The 15,704-nt window shown below is 65.2% G+C and carries 16 protein-coding genes; 9 read left to right on the forward strand and 7 right to left on the reverse strand.

What is annotated here, in order from left to right:
• Nucleotides 1–17: 17 nt before the first annotated feature.
• Nucleotides 18–572 carry a CDP-alcohol phosphatidyltransferase family protein gene (locus tag ACQR0W_RS11275; protein WP_315712371.1) on the reverse strand — a complete coding sequence of 185 codons (555 nt, stop codon included), beginning with the start codon at nucleotides 570–572 and terminating at the stop codon, nucleotides 18–20.
• Between the two features lie 156 nt (nucleotides 573–728).
• Here ACQR0W_RS11275 and purM point away from each other — a divergent pair, with 156 nt between their 5' ends.
• Both purM and purN read left to right on the forward strand, forming a co-directional pair.
• The gene (gene purM / locus ACQR0W_RS11280) at nucleotides 729–1,802 is read left to right on the forward strand and encodes a phosphoribosylformylglycinamidine cyclo-ligase (RefSeq protein WP_315712369.1); all 1,074 of its coding nucleotides are present in this window, start codon (nucleotides 729–731) and stop codon (nucleotides 1,800–1,802) included.
• A 13-nt stretch (nucleotides 1,803–1,815) separates the two neighbouring features.
• On the forward strand, nucleotides 1,816–2,469 hold the full coding sequence (purN, locus tag ACQR0W_RS11285) for a phosphoribosylglycinamide formyltransferase (protein WP_315712367.1): 654 nt from the start codon (nucleotides 1,816–1,818) through the stop codon (nucleotides 2,467–2,469).
• 145 nt (nucleotides 2,470–2,614) lie between these two features.
• Here purN and ACQR0W_RS11290 read toward each other — a convergent pair whose 3' ends face one another.
• Entirely contained in the window at nucleotides 2,615–2,824 is a 210-nt protein-coding gene (locus tag ACQR0W_RS11290; RefSeq protein WP_315712366.1) for a cold-shock protein, read from the reverse strand.
• 485 nt (nucleotides 2,825–3,309) lie between these two features.
• Here ACQR0W_RS11290 and ACQR0W_RS11295 point away from each other — a divergent pair, with 485 nt between their 5' ends.
• Complete coding sequence (locus ACQR0W_RS11295; RefSeq protein WP_316170418.1) at nucleotides 3,310–4,332, forward strand: autotransporter outer membrane beta-barrel domain-containing protein; 1,023 nt, start codon at nucleotides 3,310–3,312, stop codon at nucleotides 4,330–4,332.
• A 4-nt stretch (nucleotides 4,333–4,336) separates the two neighbouring features.
• On the opposite strand, the gene ACQR0W_RS11300 is transcribed toward ACQR0W_RS11295, so the two are convergent.
• A complete protein-coding gene (locus ACQR0W_RS11300) occupies nucleotides 4,337–5,380 on the reverse strand; it encodes a LysR family transcriptional regulator (protein ID WP_315749972.1) in 1,044 nt (347 codons plus the stop codon).
• 55 nt (nucleotides 5,381–5,435) lie between these two features.
• Between ACQR0W_RS11300 and ACQR0W_RS11305 the strand changes: the two genes are divergently transcribed.
• From ACQR0W_RS11305 to ACQR0W_RS11315, 3 genes are read left to right on the forward strand one after another with little or no spacing between them, the layout of a single operon-like run.
• Entirely contained in the window at nucleotides 5,436–6,077 is a 642-nt protein-coding gene (locus ACQR0W_RS11305; RefSeq protein ID WP_315749974.1) for a hypothetical protein, read from the forward strand.
• Nucleotides 6,064–6,687 (forward strand): GNAT family N-acetyltransferase, encoded by a 624-nt coding sequence (locus ACQR0W_RS11310; protein WP_315826804.1) that lies wholly within the window; start codon nucleotides 6,064–6,066, stop codon nucleotides 6,685–6,687. The genes ACQR0W_RS11305 and ACQR0W_RS11310 overlap by 14 nt, the downstream gene beginning before the upstream one ends.
• Nucleotides 6,687–7,265, forward strand: a complete 579-nt coding sequence (locus ACQR0W_RS11315) for an isochorismatase family protein (protein ID WP_315712360.1) — start codon at nucleotides 6,687–6,689, stop codon at nucleotides 7,263–7,265. The genes ACQR0W_RS11310 and ACQR0W_RS11315 overlap by 1 nt, the downstream gene beginning before the upstream one ends.
• A 21-nt stretch (nucleotides 7,266–7,286) precedes the next feature.
• Here ACQR0W_RS11315 and ACQR0W_RS11320 read toward each other — a convergent pair whose 3' ends face one another.
• The gene (locus ACQR0W_RS11320; protein WP_315712358.1) at nucleotides 7,287–7,463 is read right to left on the reverse strand and encodes a hypothetical protein; all 177 of its coding nucleotides are present in this window, start codon (nucleotides 7,461–7,463) and stop codon (nucleotides 7,287–7,289) included.
• Nucleotides 7,464–7,491: 28 nt separating this feature from the next.
• Here ACQR0W_RS11320 and ACQR0W_RS11325 point away from each other — a divergent pair, with 28 nt between their 5' ends.
• The gene (locus tag ACQR0W_RS11325; RefSeq protein ID WP_315712357.1) at nucleotides 7,492–7,659 is read left to right on the forward strand and encodes a hypothetical protein; all 168 of its coding nucleotides are present in this window, start codon (nucleotides 7,492–7,494) and stop codon (nucleotides 7,657–7,659) included.
• A 90-nt stretch (nucleotides 7,660–7,749) separates the two neighbouring features.
• Here the strand turns inward: ACQR0W_RS11325 and rnd are convergent, their stop codons facing one another.
• Nucleotides 7,750–8,898, reverse strand: coding sequence for a ribonuclease D (gene rnd / locus ACQR0W_RS11330; protein WP_316170419.1), 1,149 nt, complete (start codon nucleotides 8,896–8,898; stop codon nucleotides 7,750–7,752).
• A 398-nt stretch (nucleotides 8,899–9,296) separates the two neighbouring features.
• Nucleotides 9,297–10,772, reverse strand: a complete 1,476-nt coding sequence (locus tag ACQR0W_RS11335) for a protein adenylyltransferase SelO (protein ID WP_316164713.1) — start codon at nucleotides 10,770–10,772, stop codon at nucleotides 9,297–9,299.
• A 260-nt stretch (nucleotides 10,773–11,032) separates the two neighbouring features.
• On the opposite strand from ACQR0W_RS11335, the gene aspS reads away from it, so the two are divergent.
• Nucleotides 11,033–12,820 (forward strand): aspartate--tRNA ligase, encoded by a 1,788-nt coding sequence (gene aspS / locus ACQR0W_RS11340; RefSeq protein WP_315712352.1) that lies wholly within the window; start codon nucleotides 11,033–11,035, stop codon nucleotides 12,818–12,820.
• A gap of 158 nt (nucleotides 12,821–12,978) precedes the next feature.
• Here the strand turns inward: aspS and ACQR0W_RS11345 are convergent, their stop codons facing one another.
• The gene (locus tag ACQR0W_RS11345) at nucleotides 12,979–13,566 is read right to left on the reverse strand and encodes a cytochrome b (RefSeq protein WP_316164714.1); all 588 of its coding nucleotides are present in this window, start codon (nucleotides 13,564–13,566) and stop codon (nucleotides 12,979–12,981) included.
• A gap of 577 nt (nucleotides 13,567–14,143) precedes the next feature.
• On the opposite strand from ACQR0W_RS11345, the gene ACQR0W_RS11350 reads away from it, so the two are divergent.
• A complete protein-coding gene (locus ACQR0W_RS11350; RefSeq protein ID WP_315712350.1) occupies nucleotides 14,144–15,700 on the forward strand; it encodes an ABC transporter substrate-binding protein in 1,557 nt (518 codons plus the stop codon).
• Nucleotides 15,701–15,704: the final 4 nt, after the last annotated feature.

Consider the following 15,704-nt stretch of genomic DNA (forward strand, 5'->3'; position numbering starts at 1 on the left):
GGGCCCTCCGCGGAGGATCACCGGACCTCGATGGTGCTCATGTGGCGCACCCAGTCGACGAGATACAGCCCGACCGACACGAGGGTAAAGACGGTGACCAGCACCATCAGCACCACATCGTAGGGCTGGGGCTCGAAGCCGAAGCTGAGCGAGGCCAGCACGAGCGCCGCGAATCCCACCTGGGCGACCGTGTTCAGCTTGGACACCATCAATGGCTTCATCGCGACCGGCCGGTCGAACAGCCAGGACACGATCACCGCCGAGACGATCATGATGTCGCGCGAGACCACCAGGATCACGATCCAACGCGGGATCGCGCCCCAGATGCCAAGCGTGACGAAGATCGAGACCAGCAGCGCCTTGTCGGCGAGAGGATCGAGCAGCGCTCCCAACTCGGACCGCAGGTTGAAGCGCTTGGCCAGGAAGCCGTCCACGGCGTCGCTCACCCCCGCGACCACGAAGACCAGAAATGCGATCTCCATCTGGCCGGCCGCAATGGCCCAGACGACGATCGGAACCAGCAGGATTCGACCCAGCGTGATCAGATTGGGGATACTGTGGGGAATGGTCACGCAGCGGGTCCCGACGACGACTCGATCAAAAGACAATCCGATTCCGAAACAGGGCGAACCGGTCCGTTCCTAGATAGTATGGGGACGAGCCCCTTGCGAGCCATTGCGCGCGGCCGGATTCCGACGTAACCAGCGGCCAGATTAGGGGTTTTTACCATGACCGAGCGCAAGAACGGGCTCACTTATGCAGATTCGGGCGTTGATATCGATGCCGGAAACCGTCTGGTCGATCTGATCAAGCCCATGGTGCGCGCAACCGCCCGCGCCGGCGCGGATGCCGAGATCGGCGGCTTTGGCGGCCTGTTCGACCTCAAGGCCGCCGGATTCAAGGATCCGGTGCTGGTCGCGGCAACCGACGGCGTCGGCACCAAGGTGAAGATCGCGATCGAGACCGGGCTGCATGGCGGCATCGGCATCGACCTGGTCGCCATGTCGGTCAACGATCTCGTCGTGCAGGGTGCCGAGCCGCTGTTCTTCCTCGACTACTTTGCGTGCGGCAAGCTCGACCCGGAGGCGACGGCGTCGATCGTCGCCGGTGTCGCCGAAGGCTGCCGGGAATCCGGCTGCGCGCTGATCGGCGGTGAGACCGCGGAAATGCCGGGCCTCTACAAGGACGGCGACTACGATCTTGCCGGTTTCGCGGTCGGCGCGGCGGAACGTGGGACGCTGCTGCCGTCTCCCGACATCGCGGCCGGTGACGTGGTGCTGGGGCTCGCATCCTCCGGCGTCCACTCCAACGGCTATTCGCTGGTGCGCAAGATCGTCGCCCAGTCCGGCCTCGGCTTCGATGCGCCGGCACCGTTCGCGCCGGTCCTGACTCTCGGCGCGGCGCTGCTGACGCCGACCCGGCTCTATGTGAAGTCGTGCCTTCGCGCCATCCGCGAGACCGGTGCGGTGAAGGGGCTCGCACACATCACGGGCGGCGGCTTCACCGACAACATTCCGCGCGTGCTGCCGAAGCATCTCGGCGTCTCGATTGACCTGACGGGCCTGCCGGTGCTGCCGGTCTTCAAATGGCTGGCGGAGCAGGGTGGCATTGCAGAGCGCGAGCTCTTGCGTACCTTCAATTGCGGGATCGGCATGATCGCGATCGTCAAGGCCGAGGCCGTCGATGCCGTCATCGAGGTGTTCACCGCGAATGGCGAGCACGTCGCACGGCTCGGCGAGGTCGTTGCTGCGACAGGCGACGAGCGGGTGATCTACACCGGCGCCCTCGATCTGGCTCTGTGAGACGGGTGAGCCGATGAAGCGCCGCGTCGCCATCCTGATCTCGGGCCGTGGGTCGAACATGGCCGCGCTGATCCACGCGGCGTCGCAGCCGGATTTTCCGGCCGAGGTCGCCATCGTGATCTCCAACCGAGCCGATGCGGCCGGACTGCAGAAAGCGCAGGAAAGCGGCGTCGCGATCGAAATCATCGAGAGCAAGCCGTTCGGCAAGGACCGCGCAGGGTTCGAAGCCAGACTGCAGCAGGCGCTCGATGCACGCGGCATCGAGATCATCTGCCTGGCCGGATTCATGCGCCTGTTCACGGCGGAGTTCGTGCAGCGCTGGTATGGCAGGATGCTGAACATTCATCCGTCGCTGCTGCCGTCGTTCCCCGGCCTTGATCCGCACGGCCAGGCGCTGCGTGCCGGCGTCAAGCTGTCAGGCGCCACCGTGCATTTCGTCATTCCGGAGACGGATGCTGGTCCGATCGTGATGCAGGGCGCGGTCGTGGTCAGGGACGACGATACGCCGGACACCCTGTCGACGCGCATTCTCGGCGTCGAGCATCGCATCTATCCCGAGGCGCTGAAGCTGCTGGCCAAGGGCCTAGTGCGGCTCGAAGGCGATCTCTGCCGGACGTCGTCCGTGGAGCAGGGCGATCACGCGCTGATCTGGCCCGTCGTCCGGTAGCTGTCGCCGGACGAAAAAAATCCCCGGCGGGGCCGGGGTACATCAAGGCTGACGAAGTCTGATCATCCGCGGCGAGCGAGCGTGACGCGGAGCTCGTGAGTTGGTTTACGAACCCGCGCTGTGGCGCCCTCCGCCGGGACGATGCTCACGAGAGCTTCAGGTTCTCTGCCGACGTCTTGCCGCGGCTCTCCACCAGATCATATTCGATCGTCTGGTTCTCGTTGAGCGTGGTCAGTCCAGCACGCTCCACGGCCGAGATGTGGACGAACACGTCCTTGTCTCCGCCAGCCGGTTTGATGAAGCCATATCCCTTGGTCGGGTTGAACCACTTCACGCTGCCCTTGTAGGTCGGCATCGCTGTCTCCTCGTCTAGACGAAAAAAAGACGCGGCCACGCTCGCGCGTGCCACGCCACAAACGGGCTTCCCGGGATCTGCTCAATTTCCGAAGTCGCGAAACGCACAGTCGAACGGCCAATCCGATTGTACGGGAGATTGCAACACGATTTTCCGCCGATATCAAGTTTGGCGGACTGATGAGAACGCGTCGCGGCGTCGCGTCGCCGGCTGCTGCAACTGCGTGGCTTGTGGCGCTGGAACCACAAATCCTTGCAGGGCAGCCGCGGCATGGCAATCCTCATTGACCGCGATCGGGAACTGCGGGCAGAACATCGCTGCAATATTGAAGCGAATTTGAGCGGGCGGCGAACGGGGCATCGATGCGCGGGGCGTCTCAGGCCAGGCTGGGTTGGCGAATGCGCAGCGGCGCATGCGGGGCGATGCTGCTCATCGGCGGGCTCGGTTTGGCCGCCGCTTCTTCGCCGTGCGCCGCGCAGGCCAGCATGCCGAGCATCGCCGCAAGCCCGACACCAACGCCGAGCCCGCTGCCCAGTCCGGCACCGGGCGCGATCAGTTCCGAACGCTCGGCCGGCCGAACCGTGCTCGATCTCGGCTCGAGCTTCCTCGAACGGCTCGGTACTCAGGTCACGCAGGGCGCCACCCGGCTGCCGCGGAGTAATCCCGGCGGCGGCGGCGCGCCGGAGGCTTCGGAACAGCCTCGGTTCCGGACCTGGGGCGAGATGTATGGCGTAACCGTCCGCAGCAATGCGCAAGGCGACTTCGCCGGCGACAAGAGGACGACTTGGGGCGGCGTCGCCGGTATCGGCATGCGTCTCGTGCCGGGCGTGAATGTCGGACTATCCGTCGACCAGAGCCGGACCTGGGTCGATGTGCCGCTGGCGCTGCAAGCGGCGACGCTCGATCTCACACAGTTCGGGTTCAACGCCTCGGTCGACCAGGGACCCTGGACCTGGGCGATCGCGGTCGTCCATGGCTTCGGCGGGATCAGTGCGCGGCGCGACACCAGCCTCGGTACGGCGACGTCGGTCTACGGCGCCCACATCACGGGCGTGCTGAGCGAGCTTGACTACTACTGGAGCATCGGTGAGAGCCGGATCGTTCCGAAGCTTGCCTTCGAATACACGCGCGCCACGACGGCGGCATTCCAGGAGGCGGGCGGGCTCGATCCGCTGTCGGTCAGCGGTGCCTCGCTGGAGCGCGCCCGCGTTCTCGTCGGCGCCGAGTTCGGCCGCTACTTCATCGTCGACGGCAAGATCCTCGACGTCTCGGCCTATGGCAAGCTGGTCGACAATTTCAGCCAGAATCTCGGCGCGGTGACCGTCAGCCTCGGTCCGCAGAGCATCACGCTGCAGGGCCTTGGCGAGGGCCGCTACGGCGCCGACGCCGGCGCGGCACTGTCGCTATCCCTGAATCGAACGGCACGCCTCTATCTCAACTACGATGCGAAGCTTCGCTCGGTGCTGCAATCGCATCAGGGCACGCTCGGCGTCGAGCTCAAATGGTAGCTCCTCATACGGGTTTCGGCGCGACGTAGCCGTTGAAGCCGACGACATCCCGCGCGGGCGCCATCAGCGGCACGAGATTCAGCGGATGGATGAACTCGTCCCGGAAGCAGGCATGGACCTTCGGATCGAAGATGCGCTTCAACCAGTCGATGACGACCTTGTGCCGGTCGGAGTTGCGAAACTCCTTGTGATAGGTCAGCCACAGATCCATGTGGTAGTTGATGCCGAGATCGACAGGAACGAGCGGCGCCCCGAGCGCGACCGCCGAGGTCGGCAGAAAGCCGATGCCGGCGCCGCGCTCGACCGCGTAAAGCACGGCAACGCTCGAATTGGTTGAGATGCCGACGATGCCTTCGAGGGACTCCAAGCCGAGGATGCGCGCATAGCCGGTCTCGTCGAGCTGCACGCCGTGCTGCTTGATGATGCGATGATCCTTGAGCTCCGCCAGCGATGTCGGCAGTCCATGCGCGTCGCGATAGGCTTCCGACACGAAGCCGTAGATGTGCAGACGGCCGAGCTTTGCAACGATCACGTCAGGGTTGGTCGGCCGTTCGAACTGGATCGAGATGTCAGCCTCCAGCCGCGACACGTCGGCCTGCTGCATCGCGCAGCTCAGATCGACGGTGATCCTGCGATAGGTCTTCTGGAAATCGATCAGTCGCGGCAGGATCCAGAAATTGCCGGGGCCTTCGGTCACGGCGACGCGCACCGACCCCTGAGTGTCGGTCGACAGCGAAGCGCGCCGGAAGATGTTGAAGCTCAGCCGCTCCATCTGCTCGACGTCGAACAGCAACGATCGTCCCTCGTCACTGAGCGACAAGCCGGATTGATCACGGATGAAGAGCTTGCATCCGAGCTCTTCCTCGAGCCGGTCGATCTTGCGCATCAGGGTTGTGCCGGTCAGTCCGAGAACATCCGCCGCGTTTCGGAAGCTGCGGTGACGCGTACAGAGCAGAAATGCTCTCAAATCCTCCCATGAGGGGTTAAGCGTTTCGTCAGACTTCCTGCGCTGCGTGGATGCAGCACCCCGATGCAAATGTTGCCGCATACACTCCAGCTCCGACAAGTATGATGACGTCATCAAAGCCAAGCTGGAAACATAGATGCAGAACCCTCACCGCGGAAGCACAGAATTCACGCTGCGACATCAGCTCGACGCGCTGCCGCGGACGGATCGGGTCGCGGCTCAGGCGGTCACGCCCGATCGGCTCGGCGAGCTCACGGCGCTCGCACGCCGGGAAATACCGGGCGTTCGTGCCTCAGAACACGAGCTTGCGGAGTTCTTGCGGCACGATCCGGACTCGATCTTCGCGCTCTACCGCGGCAGGAACCTGCTCGGCGGCATCGCCTTCCTCTATCTCAACTGCTCAGGCCTCGATGCGTTGCTCCTGGATGAGTTCAATTTGAATGATCCGCCGCGCAGATTTCTGGCGCGGCCGGACGAAGACGTAGCCGCCATCTATGTCTGGGCGCTCGTCGCGCAAGGGCGAGGAGCGATCGGTCTCGGCAATGTCGCGCAGGCGCTGCAAGGCGCGAGATTTCGCGCCGCCGATTACTATGCGCAACCATCGAGTCCGGAAGGGCGCGCGTTTCTCGGCGCGCTCGGCTTCACGCCGGTGCCGAGCTTTCAGCCCGATCTCTGGTGGTATCAGCGGCCGTGGAACCGGATGCCCGAGATGATCGCGCCTTCGATCCAGTCGATGAAGGGTTTCGAACAAGGGAGCATTGCGGATGCACAGCATTAGTTCGGCCAGGGCGGCAAAGACAAATCCCCGCGCGATCACGGTGCGCATCGCGCGCGACCCGAATGACCTCATGCTCGTTACCGCGATCCGCTCGGCGGTCTACCTGACCGAGCAGGATTGTCCGATGGAGGAGGAGTTCGACGGCAACGATCTGGTTGCAGCCCACTTTCTCGGTTTCGTCGGCAAGGAGCCGGCGGGATGCGTACGCGTGCGCTTCTTCGGCGACTTCGCCAAGGTGGAGCGGCTGGCGGTGCGCCATCAGTACCGGCGTTCGCGGCTGTCGTTCAAGCTGGTTCGCGAGGCTCTCGACTATTGCAGGCGAAAGGGCTTCAAGAAGGCCTATGGCCACGCGCAGGATCGTCTCGTCGATTTCTGGGCGCATTTCGGCGCCAAGCCGCTCGGCCATAATCGCAAGCTTACATTCTCCGACTTCTCCTACACGGAGATGGTGCTGGACCTCGAGCCGTGCGACGATGCGATCACGCTCGACAGCGATCCCTACATGATCATTCGTCCGGAAGGCGACTGGGATCGGCCGGGTGTGCTCGATCTCTCGGCCGGCCGGCCGGCATCGTCGCCCTTGCACGACTTCGCCGCAGCGAGACCGTGATGACGGGCCGAGATCTGTTCGGTGCCACCGAGGCGGATCCGCCTGTTCTCGTCTGCGCCGATCTGCAGTGCGAATATCTCGCCGAGGGACGCAGGCATCTGATCGCCGATGGCGACGTCGTCATGGCGCTGTGCCGGCAGTTGATCGCGCTCTGGCGCGACAACCTGTGGCCGGTCGTCCATCTCAAGCGGATCGCACAGGCAGCCTGGTTCAACCCGGCCTCCAACCTGACGAACTGGCTTCCGGACTTCAAGCCAACGCCGGGGGAGCTCGCGTTCGAGCATCCACTGCCCTCGGCCTATAGCTCGGCCCGGTTCGCCGAGTACATGGCGAACATGCGCAGCATGCGCTGCGTGCTGCTCGGCTTCTCGCTGGACGAGACGATCCTCTCGACGGTGGTGGACGGCTTTCACCGCAGTCACCGCTATCAGGTGATCGGAGACGCCGTCGCCTGCCGGCAGGCCTGCGCCGGCGACGCCGCGTTGTACAAGCTGGTTGTAACCAAGGTGATCGGCAATTTTGCCGGCGTCCTCGACAGCGCCGAGCTTATCGGCGCCGGCGGCCGGCTCGCGGTGTGACCGCGGCGGCTATTGGCGGTATCATCCTGAGGCGAGTCGTTCGGCCAGATCGATAATCATACGGCGATCGGCCGGATCGCTGATCTTGTTGAACGCGACGACGAGGCGAAGGGCCTCGACGACGTGCAGGTCGACCGGATTCTCGCTGAGCAGCCGCAGCAGCCTCTGTTCCGGCGGTTCGCAATCGTCTTTGCTCACGCGGCAGCTCCAGGACCGAGACCACGACATGACCCGAGAGGAAGAGCTCAAAGAGCTGGCGAGCAGCCTCCGGGCAGCCATCGCAAAGGCGCGCCAGCTCAATCTGCCGACCAGCGCCTACATCCTTTCGATGGCTCTGGTTGAGGTGTCCCAGACAATCGAGGCGGAGTTGAGGGGGCAGACCAGCGCCGAATGATGGGCGGCATCATGACCACCCGTGCCGCCTGCTGCAATCAACTTGGCAGACTCGGGAAGACGCAGCCGGCCAGAGCCGCTGCGACGCCGATCAGGCCCGGTCGACCCGGACGACGCGGCCCTTCTCGATGGCGAGTGCGAGCTTGCCGTGCTTCAGCGCGAGCGCGGCCTCGCCGAACAGCTCGCGGCGCCAGCCCTGCAGCGCAGCAACGTCGGCATTGTCATCGGCGGCGATCTGCTCGAGATCGTCGACGGTGGCGATGACCTTGCTCGCCACGGCGTGGCGTTCCGAGGTCATGCGCAGGAGAACCTTGAGCAGCTCGACGATCGCAGCGCCGTTGGAGTTGTTGCGCGGCTTTTCCAGCTTGGGCAGGGCGGCGAGATCGCGCGCCAGGCCGCGCTGCACGGCGGCAACGATGTCGGAGCCCCATTTGGAGCGCTCGAAGCCCTTGGGCAGCGAGCGCAGATTGCCGAGCTTCTCGATCGATGTCGGGGCATGGGTGGCGATGTCGCCGACCGCGTCGTCCTTCATCACGCGGCTGCGCGGCACGTCGCGGCTCTGCGCCTCCTGCTCGCGCCAGGCCGCGACCTCGATCAACACGGCCAATTCCTTCGGCTTGCGGACGCGGGTCTTCAGCCGCTCCCAGGCGCGCTCGGGGTGGAAGTCGTAGGTCTTCGGCGAGGTCAGGATCTCCATCTCCTCGCTGACCCAGTCACTACGCCCGCGCTTCTTCAGATCGGCATCGAGCGCGGCGAACACGTCGCGCAGATGGGTGACGTCGGCCTCGGCGTAGTGCGCCTGCTCCTTGGTCAGCGGCCGGCGCGACCAGTCGGTGAAGCGGTGGGTCTTGTCGGGGCGATGGCCGGTGATGCGTTCGACCAGTTGGTCATAGGCGATGCTGTCGCCATACCCCAGCACCATCGCGGCGACCTGGGTGTCGAAGATCGGATGCGGCACGATGCCGGCGCGGTGCCAGATGATCTCGATGTCCTGGCGGGCGGCGTGGAAGACCTTGAGGACCTTCTCGTTCGCCATCAGCTCGAAGAAGGCTTTGAGATCGATGCCCTCGGCCAGCGCATCGATCACCACGGCCTCGTCCGGGCTCGCCATCTGCACGACGCAGAGCAGGGGATAGTAGGTGGTTTCCCGCAGGAACTCGGTATCGACGGTGACGACCGGGTGGCGGGCGAGGCGGGCGCAGGCGGCTGCGAGGTCCGCGGTGGTGGTGATCAAGTCCATGAACGATCCATGACGAGGCTCTTACGCCGTCGTCCGAAAACGCTGACAAGTCAAGGGTGTCGGCAAAGGGTACGGGACGAATTCGTGTCCGCTTGTCGGCCCAATCCGCCCCGAACGCAAGCACCGCGACGCGAGCTGATCGCTCTATGGTTGATGATAGGGCGCGTCCGGCGCCGGTCAGTGATGCCGGACGCGGCCCGCAGGCCGGCGCGCCGAGGGCACCGCGAGCACGATCAGGCACAAGGCGATCATTGCCAGACCCATGAATTCGAACACCAGCGCGTCCACGTCTCAGACCTCCCCGACTTGTTGGTTCAACTTGTCGGGGCTGCGTTGATCGTTTCTTAAGGGCCCGGGCGCTGTCAGGGCGATGGTGGACGCGAGGTTAAGACCGCGTGTCAGGTGCCGCAGAAGGTCTGCAACACCTGCTCCTCCGGCTGCGGCGGATCGGCATAATCAGCCCGGTCCGGCTGGTCGTCATAGGGCCGGGCCAGCACCGCATGCAGCTCCTCGAACGGCGCGTAGTCGTCGTTCTCGACCGCTGCCGTGATCACCGCCTCGATGCGGTGGTTGCGCGGGATGAAGGCGGGATTGACCTTGCGCATGGCCGCGCTCCGCTCCGCCGCCGTCTGCGGTTCCTCCGCCAGGCGCTGGCGCCAGCGCTGGGCCCATTCGTCGAAGCCGGTGGGATCCTCGAACAGGACGCGGACCTCGCTGAGATCGCCGCTGCCGGCGGCGTCGCTGAGACGGCGGAACGTCAGCGTGAAATCGGCTCGGGCCGCCGCCATCGCGTCGAACAATGCCTGCGCCAGCGGCTGGTCGCCCTCGCGCTGCGTGGCCAGGCCGAGCTTGCGGCGCAGGCCCGCCTGGTGCGCGTCCGTAAACTGGGTGGCGAAGCCGTCGAGCGCAGCCTCGGCCTCCTTGATCGCCTGGTCCTTGTCGTCGCCGAATAGCGGCAACAGGCACTCGGCAAGCCGGGTCAGGTTCCACATCGCGATGCGCGGCTGGTTGGCGAAGGCGTAGCGGCCGAACTCGTCGATCGAGGAGAACACCTGCTTGGGATCGTAGGCGTCCATGAAGGCGCAGGGGCCGTAGTCGATGGTCTCGCCGGACACCGAGGTATTGTCGGTGTTCATGACGCCATGGATGAAGCCGACCAGCAGCCACTCGGCGATCAGCCTGGCCTGGCGGGCGATCACGGCATCCAGCAGGGCGTGGTAGGGGCGCTCGGTACCGGCGAGATCCGGATAGTGCCGGTGGATGACGTGGTCGGCGAGCCGGCGCACGGCGTCAGTGTCCTGGCGCGCGGCGAAATACTGGAACGTGCCGACCCGGATGTGGCTGGTGGCGACACGGGTCAGCACCGCGCCGGGCAGGGCGGTGCCGCGATAGACCTGCTCGCCGGTCACGACCGCAGCCAGCGAGCGCGTCGTCGGAATGCCCAGGGCCGCCATCGCCTCGCTGACGATGTATTCGCGCAAGACCGGCCCCAGCGCCGCGCGGCCATCGCCGCGGCGCGAAAATGGCGTCGGGCCGGAGCCTTTCAGCTGGATGTCGCGGCGGACGCCGTTGCGGTCGACGACCTCGCCGAGCAGGACCGCCCGGCCGTCGCCGAGCTGCGGCACGAAATGCCCGAACTGGTGGCCGGCATAGGCCATCGCGATCGGCTCAGCGCCCTCGGGCACGGTCTTGCCGGCCAGGATCTCGGCGCCCTCCGGCGTTTCCAGCTCGGCCGGGTTCAGCCCCAGCTCCGCGGCGAGAGGCCGGTTCAGCTTGATCAGACGAGGCGCTGCGACGGGGGTCGGCGCCACCCGGGCAAAGAAATTGTCCGGCAGCGTGGCGTAGGAGTTCTGGAAGGGGAAATGCACGGTCATGGCTCCAAGATAGGCGCGGGGCGGCCGTTTTTCGAGCCCAAACGGCCGTCGGATGAGCGTTTCGGCGCCAGCTCAATTCGGCATCGGCGCCGACGTTGCGGTGAGGCCCAGGGCGGGCGGCCTTTTCCGGCGCGAAGCCGAAAAGGCCCGTTCCTGCGGTTGCCGCGCCGGGGCGGCTCGGCTAAACCCTGCGCGCATTCGGAGCGCGCCCCTGCGGCTGCGCCGATTCCTTCTCCTCACGACGACCATTCAGGACGACCATGCATCGCTACCGGACCCACACCTGCGGCGCGCTCCGCGAGAGCAACATCGGAGAGACGGTCCGGCTGTCCGGCTGGTGCCATCGCATCCGCGACCATGGCGGCGTGCTGTTCGTCGACCTGCGCGACCATTACGGCATCACCCAATGCGTCGTCGATCCGGACTCGCCGGCGTTCAGCCTGGCCGAGAAGCTGCGCTCGGAATGGGTCGTGCGCATGGAGGGCAAGGTGCGCCGCCGCCCGGCCGGCGCCGACAACAAGAGCACCGACAATGACGATCTGCCGACCGGCAAGATCGAGCTGTACGTCTCCGACATCGAGGTGCTCGGCCCCGCGGACGAGCTGCCGCTGCCGGTGTTCGGCGAGCAGGAATATCCTGAGGACATCCGGCTGAAATACCGCTTCCTCGATCTGCGCCGCGAGAAGCTGCACCAGAACATCATGACGCGCGGCGCGATCATCGATTCGATGCGCCGGCGCATGAAGGAGCAGGGCTTCTTCGAATTCCAGACCCCGATCCTGACCGCGTCGTCGCCGGAGGGCGCGCGCGACTTCCTGGTGCCGTCGCGCATCCATCCCGGCAAGTTCTACGCGCTGCCGCAGGCGCCGCAGCAGTACAAGCAGCTGCTGATGATGTCGGGCTTCGACCGCTACTTCCAGATCGCGCCGTGCTTCCGCGACGAGGACCCGCGCGCCGACCGCCTGCCCGGCGAGTTCTACCAGCTCGACGTCGAGATGAGCTTCGTCGAGCAGGAGGATGTGTTCGCGGCGATGGAGCCGGTCATCACCGGCGTGTTCGAGGATTTCGCCAAGGGCAAGCCAGTGACCAAGGGCTGGCCGCGCATCCCGTTCGCCGAGGCGATCCGCAAATACGGCTCCGACAAGCCCGACCTGCGCAACCCGATCGAGATGGCCGACGTCTCCGAGCACTTCCGCGGCTCCGGCTTCAAGGTGTTCGCGCGCATGCTCGAGGACCCCAAGAACCAGGTCTGGGCGATCCCGGCGCCATCCGGCGGCAGCCGCGCGTTCTGCGACCGCATGAACTCGTGGGCCCAGGGCGAGGGCCAGCCCGGCCTCGGCTACATCATGTGGCGCGAGGGCGGCGAGGGCGCAGGTCCCCTGGCGAACAACATCGGTCCGGAGCGCACGGCTGCGATCCGCAGCCAGCTCGGCACCAAGGAGGGCGACGCTGCCTTCTTCGTCGCCGGCGATCCCGACAAGTTCTGGAAGTTCGCAGGCCTCGCCCGCAACAAGGTCGCCGATGAGCTGAACCTGTCCGACAAGGATCAGTTCAAGCTGGCCTGGATCGTCGACTTCCCGATGTACGAGTACAACGAGGACGACAAGAAGGTCGACTTCTCGCACAACCCGTTCTCCATGCCGCAGGGCGGCCTCGAAGCATTGCAGACGCAGGATCCGCTGACCATCAAGGCGTTCCAGTACGACATCACCTGCAACGGCTACGAGATCGCCTCCGGCGGCATCCGCAACCACAAGCCGGCCGCGATGGTGAAGGCGTTCGAGATCGCCGGTTACGGCGAGCAGGAGGTGGTCGACCGCTTCGGCGGCATGTACCGCGCCTTCCAGTACGGCGCCCCGCCGCATGGCGGCATGGCCGCCGGCGTCGACCGCATCGTGATGCTGCTCTGTGGCACCACGAACCTGCGCGAGATCTCGCTGTTCCCGATGAACCAGCAGGCCATGGACCTGCTGATGGGCGCGCCGTCGGAGGCCAGCACGAAGCAGCTGCGCGAGCTGCACATCAGGACCAACTTGCCGAACAAGTAGTTCGGCGGACTGAGGTTGATGCTCGAATCTTGGTCATTGCGAGCGCAGCGAAGCAATCCAGGGTGGCACGAGGACTCTGGATTGCTTCGTCGCCTGCGGCTCCTCGCAATGACGATCGTGTGGGGATCGCAGAGCGGTCGTCACAGGTCGCGCATCGTTCACGCGGCCGAACGGCCCGGCAGCATCCGTGTCAGGACGCCGTCGCGGCGGACGACGTGATGAAACAGCGCGGCCGCGACGTGAAGGACCACCACGATCCACGCGATCCATTTGCCGACGACATGGTGGATTGCGTCGACCGGTGGCTCGAACGCCTCCCAGGTGATCCCCCAGCGCGTCTCGATCCAGCCGAATAGCGCCGTCTCACGGAAGTTCGGCAGCGCGAACGCTCCGAAGTCGGTGGCGGCATCGGTGCCGATATAGCCGGTCAGCGGCATCAGGATCAGCAGCACGTACAATCCCCAATGCGCGGCGTGCGCGAGCCACGCCTCGGCATCTGATGCATGCGGCTGATCGGGCTGGACGTTGACGAGCCGCCACAGCAGGCGAGGCAGGACGGACAGGCCGACGATCATGCCCAGCACCCAATGGACGTTGAGCACGGGCAAGGCGTCCGGGGAAGTGTCGTCCATGAACCAGATGACATAGTACACGACGGCATAGGCCGCGATGAAGGCCGCGGCGCCGGTCCAGTGGAAGAGCTTGGCGATCGCACCGAACTCCATCGTCGTATTCTTCCATGGCATCACGAACCTCTTCCCACTGTTATGAGCTGCGATCTGCTGCTATCGCCAAAATCGGCAGCGAGCCAGCGATGGGCCGGCGGGTCAGGACGCTTCTCCCGTCAATTCAGTCTCACCTCGTCGTTATCGGATGCTGAGCTGCGGCATGTCGTCGCCGGTGACTCGAGACTGCGGCGCAAGATGACCCGGCCTTAAAGGCGTCGCTCTGCATTTGATGTTCTCGCGTTAATGCTGGTTAAGACTGCGAACAACTTCATCCGGGTCTCCGGTCGCGTCCAGGCAGCGCCGGACGATCGGGAGCATCGCGCTGACGTGGTCGAGCGGCCGGCCAGAGCGGTCATCGTGCCCCTACGGCAAACCGTTGATTCTGAGAACTAATCGTTCGTGCCGCTTGTTAGTTCGGCACCTTGCGCGACGCGGCGCGTAACGCGATCGAGCGGTGTGGGCCGCTATGAGTTCCAGGCGGCACCGATCAGTCGAATGGCGGTTGCGGTGTCATGCAACCTGTCCTTAATAGGAAGCCTGTCTGACTCATGTAGTGAACATAGCCAACCAATCACAAGAAGACGGATAGTTCAAAATGACCGTTCGCTGGTGTGCGCTCCTGCTCGGAACTTGCCTCTTCGTCCCTGCCGCCTCTGCTGTCCCCATTTCCCCCGATGTCGTTCGTGATCTCGCCGCCCGCGTCGGACCGGTCGTCGGCCAGGCCGCGACGTGCCGTGAGATCGCCCAGGGGCGCGTCCAGACCATCATCGATCAATTCAGCGAAGTGATCCGCCAGGGCTCTTCGAATGGCGGCGAGCGCGATGGGCTCATCCGCACCTTCAACAGCTATATCGCCGAGGGTCGCGGCCGGGTCGCGTCCTCGCAGGTGAACTGTCAGACCGCAGAGCGCCAGTTGGCAGAGCTTGAGCGGTCACTCAGCCAGCAGCAGTCGGCGGCGCCCTCGCTGTCCTTCGCGCTGGCGCCGTCGACCGCGGCCGCGTCGACGCAGCCCACGGCCAACCTGCCGCCTCCGCTTCCGCACGGCGTCAGCGACACCGAGATCCGGTTCGGCACCGTCATCCCGTTCTCCGGAGTCCGCAAGGAGTCCGCGCGCCAGATGAAACTCGGCATCGAGACCGCGTTCGCCCGCGCCAATGATGCCGGTGGCATCAACGGCCGCAAGCTGCGGCTGATTGCTGCCGACGATGGCTATGATCCCACGCGGACGCTCGGCGCCATGACACAGCTGTACGAGAAGGATCAGGTGTTCGGCTATATCGGCAACATGGGCACTGCCAACAACGCGGTGGCGATTCCCTACGCGCTGGAGCGCCGGGCGCTGTTCTTTGCGCCCTACAGCGGCTCCGCCGTCGTCCGCCGCGATCCGCCCGACCGCTACGTCTTCAACTATCGTGCGAGCTACGCCGAAGAGACCGCCGCGATCGTGCGCTATCTGATGAAGGTCAAGCGCATTCCGGCGAAGCAGATCGCCGTATTCGCGCAGAACGACGCCTATGGCGACGACGGCGCCAACGGTGTCGCCAAGGCGTTCCGCGCGAACGGCATCACCGATCCGATCATCCGCTATGGTTTCCCGCGCGGTACGCTCGACGTCGACGAGGCCGTCGGCAAGCTGAAGGCGCAGACCAAGCCGCCGATCAAGGCCGTGATCATGATCGCGACCGACCGCGCGGCGGCGAAATTCATCGAGAAGACCCACGAGGCGGTTCCAGGGCTGATCTATGCCAACATCTCGGCGGTCGGATCGTCGTCGCTCGCGGCCGAGCTGAAGCTGCTCGGCTCGAAATACACCAACGGCGTCATCGTCACGCAGGGCGTTCCCTCGGTCGCCGGCTATTCGAGCCTGGTGCTCGACTACAAGACCGCGCTGGAAAAGTACTTCCCCGGCGAAGCGCCGGATTACACCTCGCTCGAAGGCTTCATCTCGGCAAGCATCCTGATCCAGGCCCTGAAGCAGACGACGCCGCTCGAGACCGAGCGGCTGGTCGACACGCTGGAGTCGATGCAGAGCATCGACCTCGGCCTTGGCAGCAAGCTGTCGTTCGGACGCGCCGAGCACCAGGCCTCGCACAAGATCTGGGGCACCGCACTCGACGAGACCGGCACCTACCAGGCGATCGAGCTGGAATGACGGG

It is taken from the genome of Bradyrhizobium sp. HKCCYLRH1034 (assembly GCF_051168375.1).
Lineage (GTDB): Bacteria > Pseudomonadota > Alphaproteobacteria > Rhizobiales > Xanthobacteraceae > Bradyrhizobium.

Coding starts and splice junctions, on each gene's coding strand:
- purM (WP_315712369.1), top strand. CDS start 729: ATGACCGAGCGCAAGAACGGGCTCACTTATGCAGATTCGGGCGTTGAT.
- purN (WP_315712367.1), top strand. CDS start 1,816: ATGAAGCGCCGCGTCGCCATCCTGATCTCGGGCCGTGGGTCGAACATG.
- ACQR0W_RS11290 (WP_315712366.1), bottom strand. CDS start 2,824: ATGCCGACCTACAAGGGCAGCGTGAAGTGGTTCAACCCGACCAAGGGA.
- ACQR0W_RS11295 (WP_316170418.1), top strand. CDS start 3,310: ATGCCGAGCATCGCCGCAAGCCCGACACCAACGCCGAGCCCGCTGCCC.
- ACQR0W_RS11300 (WP_315749972.1), bottom strand. CDS start 5,380: ATGCGGCAACATTTGCATCGGGGTGCTGCATCCACGCAGCGCAGGAAG.
- ACQR0W_RS11305 (WP_315749974.1), top strand. CDS start 5,436: ATGCAGAACCCTCACCGCGGAAGCACAGAATTCACGCTGCGACATCAG.
- ACQR0W_RS11310 (WP_315826804.1), top strand. CDS start 6,064: ATGCACAGCATTAGTTCGGCCAGGGCGGCAAAGACAAATCCCCGCGCG.
- ACQR0W_RS11315 (WP_315712360.1), top strand. CDS start 6,687: ATGACGGGCCGAGATCTGTTCGGTGCCACCGAGGCGGATCCGCCTGTT.
- ACQR0W_RS11325 (WP_315712357.1), top strand. CDS start 7,492: ATGACCCGAGAGGAAGAGCTCAAAGAGCTGGCGAGCAGCCTCCGGGCA.
- rnd (WP_316170419.1), bottom strand. CDS start 8,898: ATGGACTTGATCACCACCACCGCGGACCTCGCAGCCGCCTGCGCCCGC.
- ACQR0W_RS11335 (WP_316164713.1), bottom strand. CDS start 10,772: ATGACCGTGCATTTCCCCTTCCAGAACTCCTACGCCACGCTGCCGGAC.
- aspS (WP_315712352.1), top strand. CDS start 11,033: ATGCATCGCTACCGGACCCACACCTGCGGCGCGCTCCGCGAGAGCAAC.
- ACQR0W_RS11345 (WP_316164714.1), bottom strand. CDS start 13,566: ATGCCATGGAAGAATACGACGATGGAGTTCGGTGCGATCGCCAAGCTC.
- ACQR0W_RS11350 (WP_315712350.1), top strand. CDS start 14,144: ATGACCGTTCGCTGGTGTGCGCTCCTGCTCGGAACTTGCCTCTTCGTC.